This is a genomic window from Dactylosporangium sp. NPDC050688 (assembly GCF_040654515.1).
GTDB lineage: Bacteria > Actinomycetota > Actinomycetes > Mycobacteriales > Micromonosporaceae > Dactylosporangium.
The window spans coordinates 114,379-125,948 of the sequence record NZ_JBFAIC010000001.1 but is presented as its reverse complement, the minus strand read 5'-3'; the positions used below and the strand labels follow the sequence as shown (position 1 = coordinate 125,948).

Here is an 11,570-nt window from a genome sequence, read left to right as displayed (position 1 = left end):
CTACGACGTCTCACTTCGCTGTCGGCGCCGGCACCTTGTCGAACGTCTCGGGCACGCTGAGCCATTTCGCCCGGGAGAACGGCCAGAAGACCACGAACGCCCTGCCCACCACGTCGTCCTCGGAAATGGTGGCCTGGATGGGATCCTTGTTGTGGCGCAGGAAGTTGTACCGGGAGTCGCCGGATCTCGACCGGTGATCGCCCATCACCCACAGCCTGCCCGCCGGGACGGTGACGTCGAACTGCTCCTCGCTGGGGAGGTCCTGCAGCCCGCTCTCGTCGGCGTAGATGTAGGTCTCGTCGAGGGCCTTGCCGTTGACCGTGATGCGCTGCTTGTCGTCGCAGCAGACCACGTGGTCGCCGCCGGTGGCGATGACCCGCTTGATGAAGTCCTCCTCGGACGGGTCGTTGCGCCACGAGTCGGGGGCTTCGAAGACGATGACCTCGCCCCGGTGCGGGGACCGGAAGTCATAGACGAGCTTGTTGACGAGCACTCGGTCGCGGATGAGGAGGGTGTTCTCCATCGACTCGGACGGGATGTAGAACGTCTGCAGGACGAAGGCCCGGACCACGACTGCGACGATGATCGCCACGCCCAGAAGCACGGGCAACTCGCGCCAGAACGTGTTGGGGCGCTTGGTCTGCTCGTCAATCACGCCCTGAGGGTACGTGTTCCTCACCATCGACGACGCCTCAACCGCTCCTGACGCGCCGAACGGGTCGAAACCGTGAGAGAAACCGCGAGTGGGGCAAGCACCATATCGGGCACCAAAGGTAATTCGGGCGCCTTCGTCACTCTCGGACCCACCGGCCCGGATGCGTTCTTCGGCACATTCTTGAATGTGTCGGGTACCGGCAGCCAACCCCATCGCCCGCTCGGCCACAGGATGACGAAGGCTCGCCCGATGACGTTGTCGATCGGCACCTGTCCCTGGCACCGGGAGTCCTGCGACACGCCGCGGTGGTCGCCCATCACGAACATCTGCCCGGGCTCGACCTTGATCGGCCCGAACCGGCGGGCCGTGCACTGTTTCGGGTTGGGCGTAGCGTCCAGGGGTGAGTCCTCGTAGACATACGCCGACTCGTCCAGCGGGTAACCGTTGACGAACACCCGACCCTGCACGTCGCAGCACGACACGGTGTCGCCGGGCAGGCCGATGACCCGCTTGATGAAGTCCTTCTCGCCGGGCTGGCTGAAGCCGACGAGGTCGCCGACGGTGCGGCCGAGCTCGGCGAAGAAGCCGGCGTCCTTGTCGACCTGGTTCTCCGGCGCCCAGTTGGCCGGGCCCTGGAACACGACGACCTCGCCGCGCTGGGGCTCGCGGATGTCGTAGAGCACTTTGTTGACCAGCACCCGGTCGCCGACGAGGAGGGTCTCCTCCATCGAGCCGGACGGGATGAAGAACGCCTGCACGAGGAACGTGCGGATGAGCACCGCCAGGCAGAACGCGACGATCAGCAGCAGCGGCAGCTCCTGCCACAGCGGCATGTTCTTGCGCTTCTTGCGGACCTTGCTGCGCCAGGAGGTGGCGCTGTCGTCGTCGTAGGCGCCACGGGTCCGGGCCGACGCGCCCCGGCCGCGGTCGTAGCCACGCTCGCCGGTGCGCTCGCCGGTGCGGCGCCCGTCGTGGCCGCCGCGCTCGTCGTATCCCCGCTCGTCATAGCCGCGGGCGTCGTATCCCCGCTCGTCGTATCCACGCGCGTTATAGCCCTCGGCGTCGTAGCCTCGCGCGTTGTAGCCCTGGGCGTCGTAGCCGCGGTCGTCATACCCACGGCCGTCGTAGCCGCGGCGGTTGTAGCCCCGCGCGTCGTAACCGCGCTCGTCATAGCCCCGGGAGTCATACCCGCGGTCGTCGTAGCCCCGGTCGTCGAAGGCGCGGTCGCGCACGATCGGCGGCTCGTCGCGGTCCCAGCGGCCCCGTCCGGGGTCGCGACCACCGTATGGGTCCTCCCAGCGGTCGTCGCCGCGATAGGACCGGTCGTCGCCACGGTGGGCCGCGCGGGCGTCGCCGCGGCCCCAGGCGTCGAACGTCGGCTGGCTCTCGTGCCGGCCGCCGCTCGGCTGGCCCCAGTAGTCGTGGTCCGGGTAGGTGTTGCCGCCGAAACCGAGCTGCCCACGCTCTCCGCCCTCCTGGTCGAGGGGGCGGCGGCGTGGGGGTATGTCATCGCCGCGATCGTCGTAACCATCGCGGCCATAGTCGCTTGCCATCGGCGTCAGCCTAGAGGCACAAGACCAAATTGGGGAGCCCGGCACCGGTTCACCGGAAAGCGAGCTTTCAGGTGAACGACTTCGAGGAGGACCCGTGCGCGGGCCCTCCTCGAAGAAAGTCGATCAACGGTGCGGCTCAGCCGACCTTGGTCTCGCGCTTCTCCTTGATCTTGGCCTTCTTGCCCCGGAGGTCGCGCAGGTAGTAGAGCTTGGCCCGGCGCACGTCGCCACGGGTGACGACCTCGATGCGGTCGACGGCGGGGCTGTTGACCGGGTAGGTGCGCTCGACACCGACGCCGAAGCTCACCTTGCGGACCGAGAAGGTCTCCCGCAGGCCGTCACCCTGGCGACGGATCACGACGCCCTGGAAGACCTGGACCCGGGACCGGTTGCCCTCGACGACCCGCGCGTGCACCTTGATGGTGTCGCCGGCGCGGAAGCTCGGGATATCGGTCCGCTGCGACATTGCGTCGAGCGCGTCCAGCGTGTTCATCGCGGCAGTTCCTCGTCACTCAAGGCACGCCCGAATCCATGGCGCGCGAATGTCAGATGATCATGGGTGCGCAGGCGTCGGCCCGCAGCAACCCCACTACTTTGCCACATCGACGCCCGGAACCTGAAATCCGGCCCCCGGGAGGAGGTCGGGGCGGCGTTCGGCGGTGCGGCGGAGTCCTTCCTCGCGCCGCCAGCGGGCGATCCTGCCGTGGTCGCCGGAGCGCAGCACGTCCGGCACGTCCAGGCCACGCCAGGTCGGCGGTTTCGTGTACATCGGCGCCTCCAGCAGCCCAGCCGCGTGCGACTCCTCCACAAGGGAGTCGGCGTTGCCCAGCACCCCGGGCAGCAGCCGGGTGACCGCCTCGAGGATCACCAGCACCGCGACCTCGCCGCCGAAGAGCACGTAGTCGCCGAGGGAGACCTCGCTCACCCGCATCCTGGTCGCGGCGTGCTCGATCACCCGCTGGTCGATGCCCTCGTACCGCCCGCAGGCGAACAGCAGGTGCGGGTCGTCGGCCAGCGACCGCGCCGCGGCCTGCGTGAACGGCGTCCCTGCCGGGCTGGGCACGACCAGGTGGGTGTCGGGGCCGGCCAGCTCGTCCAGGGCCTGCCCCCACGGCTCGGGGCGCATGACCATGCCGGGGCCGCCGCCGTAGGGCGTGTCGTCGACGGTGCGGTGCACGTCGTGGGTCCAGCGGCGCAGGTCGTGCACGGCCAGCTGGAGGATCCCGGTGCCGCGGGCCTTGCCGATCAGCGACAGGTCCAGCGGGGCGAGGTAGTCCGGGAAGATCGTGACGACGTCGACCCTCATAGGTCGAACAGGCCTTCCGGCGGGGTGATGACGATCCGCCCGCCGGGCACGTCGACCTCGGGGACGATCTCGCGGACGAACGGCACCAGGCCGGTGCGGCCGTCGGTGAGCCGCACGACCAGCAGGTCGTGCGCGGGCGCGTGGTCGATGCGCAGCAGCTCGCCGACCTTCTCCCCGGCCGCGTCGACGACGGCGAGACCGACGAGGTCGTGGTCGTTGAACTCGTCGGGATCCGTCGGGGCCGGGATGGTGGCGCTGTCCACGCAGAGCAGCACGCCGCGCATGTCCTCGGCGAGGTTGCGGTCGTAGATGCCCTCGAACACGACGAGCAGCTTGCCCTGGTGGGGGCGGACCGACTCGACGGTGAGGGTCGCCGGCGGGCGCCAGGCACCGGCCGGGACGTTCTGCAGATGCCGGACCGCCGTCGAGTCGGTCACCAGGACCGACCCGACGGCGAAACGATCTGCCGGATCATCGGTGCGGACGTCAACCACGACCTCGCCGCGGATGCCGTGCGCCCGAAATATCTGACCGACGACGAGGAGCATGGATCAGTACGCGTCGACGATCTCGACGCGGACGCCGCGGCCGCCGATCGATGTGATCACCTGGCGAAGTGCCTTCGCGGTGCGACCACCGCGACCGATCACCGTGCCGAGATCCTCCGGGTTGACGCGGACCTCGAGGCGCTGGCCGCGCCGGGAGTCGACCATGCGGACGCGGACGTCGTCGGGGTTGTCGACGATGCCCTTGACCAGGTGCTCCAGCGCGGGGCGCAACACGTCAGGCCTCCGTGCCGGCGCCGGCACCGGTCTGCTCCTCAGCCTGCGCGGCCGGGGCCTCGGCCTCGGCCTTCTTCTTCGGCTCGGCGGCCTTCTTCGCCTTCGGCGCCTCGGCGAGACCGGCGGCGGCCTGCGCCTCGGCCTCGTAGGTGGCGCGACGGTCGGGCGCGACGGCCCGGACCTTCAGCGGCTCGGCCGGCGCGGGCAGACCCTTGAACTTCTGCCAGTCACCGGTCTTGGAGAGGATGGCCTGCACGGCCTCGCTCGGCTGGGCGCCGACCGACAGCCAGTGCTGGACGCGCTCAGAGTTGACCTCGATGCGCGAGGGCTCCTCCTTCGGGTGGTAGAGCCCGACGAACTCGATCGCCCGACCGTCACGCTTGGTGCGTGCGTCGGCGACGACGATGCGGTACTGCGGGTTGCGGATCTTGCCCATCCGCAGGAGCCGGATCTTGACGGCCACTTGGTTGCTCGCTCCTGGATCTGTGTGGAAGCCGAGCGAACGTCCGGACACCGTGGGGATTGGCGCCTTCGGCTGCTCTGACGGAAAGGACCCGACGCCGGGTTAGAGGGCTCGACGCGAAACCTGATACCAGCGGTCCATTGTGCCAGACCCGTTACCGACCGCAAAAACGGATGCCGGTTATCGGGCCGGCGGCCGGTCCCAGCCGCGCTCCAGCGAGGGCAGCGTCCAGTGCGCCGGCGGGGTGAAATCGGTCCAGGTGCCGTCGAACGGGAACTGGCCCGCCTCGATCTCCTTGACGACCCGCTCACCCTCGGCGCGCACCGTGGCCTCGTCGGGCACCCAGTAGTGCTCCGGCAGGGCGAGGCGCTCCAGGAACTCCTCCTCGTCCTTCCAGCGCCACACCCGGTCCGGGGCCACGACGATGTCGAGGTCCCAGTCGGTGACGTCGACGCCGCTGGTGCCGTCCTCGTCGCGCCAGCGGACCGCGGGGAGTTCCAGGTTGACGTACCAGTTGGTGAAGCGCCCCTCGTCGTCGTGGAACCACCAGACCGAGTGCGCGGGGTCGCCGGGCCGGTGCAGCTTGAGCACGCCGGGCCCGTTCCAGATGCCCTCCTTGAGCGCGGTGCCCCGGGTCACGAACTCGGCGAAGGGCATCGTGCGCATGCCGAACCCGTCGCCGGAGACCTCGTTGACGACCGGCGTGCCCCGCGCGATCCACACCAGCAGGCCGCGCTCGTCGTCGGAGACGACCCTGGCCGGGCGGACCCAGCCGAGCCTGCCCCGCCGCACGTTGCGGTGCATGATGACCTGCCCGGGCGTGAACCTCACGGTCAACGGCGCTCCCTCGGTCGGTCCCAGCCCTCGGTGACGGGCGGCGGGACGCTCCAGTCGGCCGGTGGGCGGAAGTCGGTCCAGGTGCCGTCGAACGGCCAGGCGCCGGCCTCGATCGCCGGCACGACCTGCCGCCCCTGCTCCCAGACCGCCTCGGCGTCGCCGACCCAGTAGTGGTCGGGAAAGGCGAGACGCTCGGTGAACTCGTCCTCGTCCTTCCAGTCCCAGCGCCGGTCCGGCCACACCCAGATGTCCAGGTCCTGGTCGGTGAGGTCGATCCCGGCCACGTCGCCGTCGTCCCAGGTTACCGACGGCTCCTCCAGGTTGACGTACCACGCCCGGAAGCGGCCGGCCGGGTCGAACAGCCACCACACCGAATACGCGGCGCCGCGCGGGTTGAACTTCAGGATGTCGGGTCCCCGGTACACATCCTGGATGATCTTCTTCGGCGTCTCCACCCATTCGGCGAAGGACATGTCGCGCGGCCCGCGGCCGTCGACGGTGACCTCACGGATGAGGGGGCTGCCGGTCGTCATCCACAGCCGCATGCCGAGCGCGTCGTCGGCGACGACCCGGGCCAGCGGGGCCCAGACGAGCGTCTCACGAGCGAAGTGCCGGTGCAGGACCACCCGTCCGGAACTCAGCGCCACCCGTCGATCATAGGACGACGCGCCCCTTGAGAACGATGCGCCGAGGCCGCAGCAGCTCGGTCAGGTCGTGGCGCGGATCACTGTCGTAGACGACGAGGTCGGCCAGACCGCCCTCGACCAGGCCGGGGAAGCCGAGCCACGCCCGGGCGCCCCACGAGCCGGCCCGCAGCACGTCCGCCGCCGGGATGCCGGCCTCGCGGTGCAGCAGCAGCATCTCCTCGGCGGCCAGACCGTGCGCGATGCCACCGCCGGCGTCGCTGCCCACGTAGATCGGCACGCCGGCCTCGTACGCCTGGCGCACCACCGACGGGAAGCGGTCGCGCAGCGCGAGCATGTGCCGGGCGTAGGCGGGGAACTTCGCCTCCGCCGCCGAGGCGATCCCGCCGAACGTGGCGATGTTGATCATCGTGGGGACCAGCGCGGTGCCCTGCTGCGCCATCACGGCGATGTCGTCGCCGGACAGGCCGGTGCCGTGCTCGACGGAGTCGACGCCGGCGCGCACGAGCGCGGCCACGGACTCCTCGGCGAACGTGTGCACCGCGACCCGTGCCCCGGCGGCGTGCGCCGCGGCGACGGCGCCGGCCATCGACTCCAGGTCCCAGGCGGGGGCGAGGTCGCCGACGCCCCGGTCGATCCAGTCGCCGACGAGCTTCACCCAGCCGTTGCCGAGCCCGGCCTGCCGGGTGACCTCCTCGGCGAGCGACCCGGCGCCCACCTCGACACCGATGTCACGCAGGTAGCGCTTCGGCGGCGCGACGTGCCGCCCGGCCCGCGCCAGCCGCGGCACCTCCGGGTCGTCGTCGAGCATCGGGTACGGAATCGGCGAGCCGGCGTCGCGGATCGCGAGCACCCCGGCGTCACGGTCGACGAGCGCCAGGCTGCGGGCCGCCTCGACCCCGGCGGAAGGGTGCCCGCCGGGCGCGATGCCCAGGTGGCAGTGCGCGTCGACCAGCCCCGGCAGGACGAACCCGCCGTCGGCGACGGTCTGCGACCCCGGCACCGGCTCGAACGTCACCCGGTCGCCGACCAGCCACAGGTCGCGGCGGGTGTCGTCGGGCAGCAGCACGCCCCGGACGTGCAGCGGGTCAGGAGTCCTTGTCACGCTTCTGCAACTTCGAGAAGTCGAGCTTCGGCAGCTTGAACCCGGCGGGCAGGCCGGCCGCGTTGGGGTCCATGGCGGCCGGGTCGAACCCCGGCGGCAGCTGCGGCATGCCGGCGCCGAGCCGGGGCTGGCGCATGCCGCCACCGCCGCCGCCCTTGCCGCCCTTGCGCTTGTTCTTCGGCGACTTGGTCGCCTTGCGGCGCATGCCGGGCACACCCATCATGCCGCCCATCTGCTTCATCATCTTCTGCGCGTCGGCGAAGCGGCTGAGCAGCTGGTTGACGTCGGTGACGGTGACGCCCGAACCGTTGGCGATACGGACCCGGCGGGACGCGTTGAGGATCTTGGGGTTGGTCCGCTCGCCCGGGGTCATCGAACGGATGATCGCGGTGACCTTGTCGAAGTGCTTGTCGTCGATCTCGGCCAGCTGGTCCTTCATCTGCCCCATGCCGGGCATCATCGCCAGGACGTTGGCGATCGGGCCCATCCGCCGCACCGCCTGCAGCTGCTCGAGGAAGTCCTCCAGCGTGAACGTCTCGCCGCCCATGATCTTGGCGGCCATCCGCTCCTTCTGGTCGTCCTCGAAGGCCGCCTCTGCCTGCTCGATGAGGGTGAGGACGTCGCCCATGCCGAGGATGCGCGAGGCCATCCGGTCGGGGTGGAAGACGTCGAAGTCCTCGAGCTTCTCACCGGTGGAGGCGAACATGATCGGCTGGCCGGTGACGTGCCGCACGGACAGCGCGGCACCACCTCGGGCGTCGCCGTCGAGCTTGGACAGCACCACGCCGGTGATGCCGACGCCGTCACGGAACGCCTGGGCCGTGGTGACCGCGTCCTGACCGACCATCGCGTCGATGACGAAGATGACCTCGTCGGGGTCGACCGCGTCGCGGATGTCGGCGGCCTGCTGCATCATCTCGGCGTCGATGCCCAGCCGGCCGGCGGTGTCGACGATGACGATGTCGCGCATCTGGCGCCTGGCGTGCTCGATCGACTCGCGGGCGACGCTGACCGGGTCGCCGACGCCGTTGCCCGGCTGCGGCGCGTAGACCTCGACGCCGGCCCGGCCGCCGAGCACCTGCAGCTGGTTGACGGCGTTGGGGCGCTGCAGGTCACAGGCGACGAGCAGCGGCTGGTGGCCCTGCGCCTTGAGCCAGCGGGCGAGCTTGCCGGCCAGGGTGGTCTTACCGGAGCCCTGCAGACCGGCGAGCATGATCACGGTCGGCGGGGTCTTGGCGAACTGGAGCCGGCGGGCCTCACCGCCCAGCGTCGCGACCAGCTCCTCGTGCACGATCTTGATGACCTGCTGGGCCGGGTTGAGCGCCTTGGACACCTCGGCGCCGCGGGCACGCTCCTTGAGCCGGCTGATGAAGTCCTTCACCACCGGCAGGGCGACGTCGGCCTCGAGCAGCGCGAGGCGGATCTCCCGCGCGGTCGCGTCGACGTCCGCGTCGGTGAGCCTGCCCTTGCTCTTCAGCTTCGAGAAGATGCCGGAGAGCCGGTCACTGAGGGTGTCAAACACGACGAATCCGTCCTCGAGGTAGGCGCTGTTGCAAAGGGTAACCGACGCCGGGGAGTCTCTAGGCGGGTGTCGCCGCCTGCAGCACGGCATCCTGCACCCTGGCACGGTCGTCGTCGGACAGCTCACCGGCCAGATAGAAGGCGTCGACCACCTCGCCGCCCAGGGTCGAGATCCGCGCGGAGCGCACGTCGGCACCCACGTCCTCCAGCGCCCGCGCCACCCGGAAGAGCAGCCCGGGGGTGTCGGAGGCGCGCAGCTCCAGCACGGTGGCGGCGGTCGCGGCGCTGGCCGGCTGCCACACCACCCGCGGCGGGACCGCGCTGCGGTGCCTGGCGGAGCGCTCACGGGCGGCCAGGCGCTCGGCGACGGGCAGCTCGCCGAGCACGGCGCGGCGCAGCTCGCTGCCGAGCGCCTCCCGGTCGACCTCCCCGCCGTAGCGGGGCTGGACCGCGCACACCATCCTGGCCAGGCCGCCGGTGCTGACCGTGTCGGCGGTGACCACGTCGAGCCGGTGCAGCGACAGGCAGCCGGCGACCGCGGCGAGCAGCCCGCGCCGGTCCTGGGCGGTCACGGACACCACGTCGGTCTCGATGCGCACCGACGGCAGCTTCTCCGGCTTGGGCAGCGCCGCGGCCGGCGACGGCGGCGGGGCGACCACGCCGGTGTCCAGGGCCCGCTCGACGTGGCGGACCAACTCGGCGATCAGCCGGCCCTTCCAGTCCGACCAGGCGCCGGGCCCGGTCGCGGCGGCGTCGGCGCGGGCGAGGGCGTGCAGCACGGCGAGGGTCGAGGCGTCACCGACGGCGGCGGCGACGGTGCCGATGGTGCGCGGGTCGCTGAGGTCGCGGCGGGTCGCCGTGTCCGGCAGCAGCAGGTGCAGCCGGACGACCTTCTCGACCAGGGCGACGTCGGCGTCGGGCAGGCCGAGCCGGGACGCGATGTCGGCGGCGATCGGCGCCCCGACCGTGCTGTGGTCGCCGGGCAGGCCCTTGCCGACGTCGTGCAGCAGGCCGCAGAGCACCAGCAGGTCCGGGCGGTCGACGTCGCGGGACAGCTTCGCCGCGTGGCGGGCCGTCTCGACCAGGTGCCGGTCGACGGTGAACAGGTGCACCGGGCTGTGCTGCGGCAGGCTGCGGACCCGGGCCCACTCGGGCAGCCAGTTCACGACCAGCCCGTAGCGGTCGCAGGCCTCCCAGATCGAGATCATCGACGGGCCGCTGCCGAGCAGCGTGAGCAGGGCGTCGCGGGCGGGCGCCGGCCACGGCTGCGGCATCGGCGCGGCGAACCCGCCGAGCCACTCCAGGGTCGCGTGGGCGATCGGCAGCTCGGCGCGGGCCGCGGCGGCGGCGACCCGCAGCGGCAGCGTCGGGTCGGGCCGCGGGGTCACGGCGGCCCGGGCGAGGACCACCTCACCGTGCTGCTCGACGACGTCGCGGGCGAGGGGGCGGCGCTCGGCGTGCCCGCGCATGCCGGGCGAGGACCAGCGCTCCACCGCCCGCCAGGCGTCGTCGCTGGCATACGCGATGGTGCGGGCCGCCTCGGCGATGCGCCGCAGCACCTCGTCACGGTCGCCGAGGTCGAGCAGCTCGGCGACCTCGTCGCGGTCCTGGGCGAGGAGCCGGTCGACCCGGCGGCCGCGCACGGCGTGCAACGCGTCGCGGACGTCGAGCAGGGTGCGGTGGGCGCCGCGGACCGCAGGGCGGGGTCCGTCGGCGACGCCGGCGAAGCCGATGCCGCGCAGCACGCCCACGTCACGCAGGCCGCCGCGGGACTCCTTGACGTCGCCCTCGAGCAGGAAGGCGAGCTCGCCGTGGGCGGACCAGCGGGCTTGGGTCAGCTCGCGCAGCACGGGCAGCAGGTGCCGCGCCTCGCGCCGCCACTGCGCCACGGCGGCGGTGTGCAGGCCGGCGAGCAGGGTGGCGTCACCGGCGATGAGCCGGGCGTCGAGCAGGCCGAGGGCGACCTTGAGGTCCTCCCGGGCCAGCACGAGGGCCTGCTCGGGGCTGCGGGTGGAGTGGTCGAGGGCGAACTTCGCGTCCCAGATCTGGTACCACATCCGGGTGCCGAGCGCGTCGGCCGTGGCCTCGGCGCCGGGCTCCCCGCTGTGCAGCAGGACCAGGTCGAGGTCGCTGCGCGGGGCGCACTCGCGCCGGCCCAGCCCGCCGACGGCGACGAGCGCGACACCGTCGGTGCCGCCCCCGGCATCGGCGTAAACCTTGGACAGCCAGGCGTCCAGCGCCGCGGAGCGCTCGGCACGCGCGACGGCACCCGCCCCGGTGGAAAGGACCGGAGCGGGTGCCGTCGGTTGCGTCATGTGCTCAGTATTCAGACAGTGATCAGGACTCGACTACAGGGCGTCGAGGCCGCGCTCGCCGGTGCGGACCCGGATGACCTCGTCGACCGAGGTGACCCACACCTTGCCGTCACCGATCTTGCCGGTGCGTGCGGCGGTGACGATGGCGTCGACGACCTTCTCGAAGTCCAGCTCGTCGGTGACGATCTCGACCCGGATCTTCGGCACGAACTCCACCGTGTACTCCGCGCCACGGTAGACCTCGGTGTGCCCCTTCTGACGTCCGTACCCCTGAACCTCGCTCACGGTCAGGCCGGCCACACCGAGTGCGTGCAGCGCCTCCTTCACCGCGTCGAGCTGGTACGGCTTGATGACCGCGGTCACCAGCTTCATGCCCATTCCCTCCGTCA

At 71.5% G+C, this 11,570-nt stretch carries 13 protein-coding genes; all 13 read right to left on the bottom strand.

The window, feature by feature from the left end:
* Positions 1-10: 10 nt before the first annotated feature.
* The 13 genes from lepB (AB0H83_RS00600) to AB0H83_RS00540 all read right to left on the bottom strand — a co-directional run bounded on the left by lepB (AB0H83_RS00600) (position 11) and on the right by AB0H83_RS00540 (position 11,553).
* On the bottom strand, positions 11-655 hold the full coding sequence (lepB, locus tag AB0H83_RS00600) for a signal peptidase I (protein WP_360084534.1): 645 nt from the start codon (positions 653-655) through the stop codon (positions 11-13).
* A gap of 20 nt (positions 656-675) precedes the next feature.
* A complete protein-coding gene (lepB, locus tag AB0H83_RS00595; RefSeq protein WP_360085521.1) occupies positions 676-1,488 on the bottom strand; it encodes a signal peptidase I in 813 nt (270 codons plus the stop codon).
* Between the two features lie 856 nt (positions 1,489-2,344).
* Positions 2,345-2,701: a 50S ribosomal protein L19 gene (gene rplS, locus AB0H83_RS00590; protein ID WP_033357828.1), complete on the bottom strand. Its 357-nt coding sequence runs from the start codon at positions 2,699-2,701 to the stop codon at positions 2,345-2,347.
* 96 nt (positions 2,702-2,797) lie between these two features.
* The gene (trmD, locus tag AB0H83_RS00585; RefSeq protein WP_360084531.1) at positions 2,798-3,514 is read right to left on the bottom strand and encodes a tRNA (guanosine(37)-N1)-methyltransferase TrmD; all 717 of its coding nucleotides are present in this window, start codon (positions 3,512-3,514) and stop codon (positions 2,798-2,800) included.
* Complete coding sequence (gene rimM, locus AB0H83_RS00580; RefSeq protein ID WP_360084528.1) at positions 3,511-4,062, bottom strand: ribosome maturation factor RimM; 552 nt, start codon at positions 4,060-4,062, stop codon at positions 3,511-3,513. The genes trmD and rimM overlap by 4 nt, the downstream gene beginning before the upstream one ends.
* Positions 4,063-4,065: 3 nt before the next feature.
* Complete coding sequence (locus tag AB0H83_RS00575) at positions 4,066-4,323, bottom strand: RNA-binding protein (protein ID WP_033357826.1); 258 nt, start codon at positions 4,321-4,323, stop codon at positions 4,066-4,068.
* Positions 4,298-4,759, bottom strand: a complete 462-nt coding sequence (rpsP, locus tag AB0H83_RS00570; RefSeq protein ID WP_360084524.1) for a 30S ribosomal protein S16 — start codon at positions 4,757-4,759, stop codon at positions 4,298-4,300. Before rpsP ends, AB0H83_RS00575 begins: the two co-directional genes overlap by 26 nt.
* Positions 4,760-4,939: 180 nt before the next feature.
* Complete coding sequence (locus AB0H83_RS00565; RefSeq protein ID WP_360085518.1) at positions 4,940-5,590, bottom strand: DUF402 domain-containing protein; 651 nt, start codon at positions 5,588-5,590, stop codon at positions 4,940-4,942.
* Positions 5,591-5,592: 2 nt separating this feature from the next.
* The gene (locus AB0H83_RS00560) at positions 5,593-6,243 is read right to left on the bottom strand and encodes a DUF402 domain-containing protein (RefSeq protein ID WP_360084521.1); all 651 of its coding nucleotides are present in this window, start codon (positions 6,241-6,243) and stop codon (positions 5,593-5,595) included.
* A 7-nt stretch (positions 6,244-6,250) separates the two neighbouring features.
* Complete coding sequence (locus AB0H83_RS00555; protein WP_360084518.1) at positions 6,251-7,345, bottom strand: amidohydrolase family protein; 1,095 nt, start codon at positions 7,343-7,345, stop codon at positions 6,251-6,253.
* A complete protein-coding gene (gene ffh, locus AB0H83_RS00550; protein WP_360084515.1) occupies positions 7,329-8,867 on the bottom strand; it encodes a signal recognition particle protein in 1,539 nt (512 codons plus the stop codon). Before ffh ends, AB0H83_RS00555 begins: the two co-directional genes overlap by 17 nt.
* A gap of 58 nt (positions 8,868-8,925) precedes the next feature.
* Positions 8,926-11,181 (bottom strand): [protein-PII] uridylyltransferase, encoded by a 2,256-nt coding sequence (locus AB0H83_RS00545; RefSeq protein WP_360084512.1) that lies wholly within the window; start codon positions 11,179-11,181, stop codon positions 8,926-8,928.
* Positions 11,182-11,214: 33 nt separating this feature from the next.
* Positions 11,215-11,553 (bottom strand): P-II family nitrogen regulator, encoded by a 339-nt coding sequence (locus tag AB0H83_RS00540; protein ID WP_033358035.1) that lies wholly within the window; start codon positions 11,551-11,553, stop codon positions 11,215-11,217.
* Positions 11,554-11,570 lie beyond the last annotated feature (17 nt).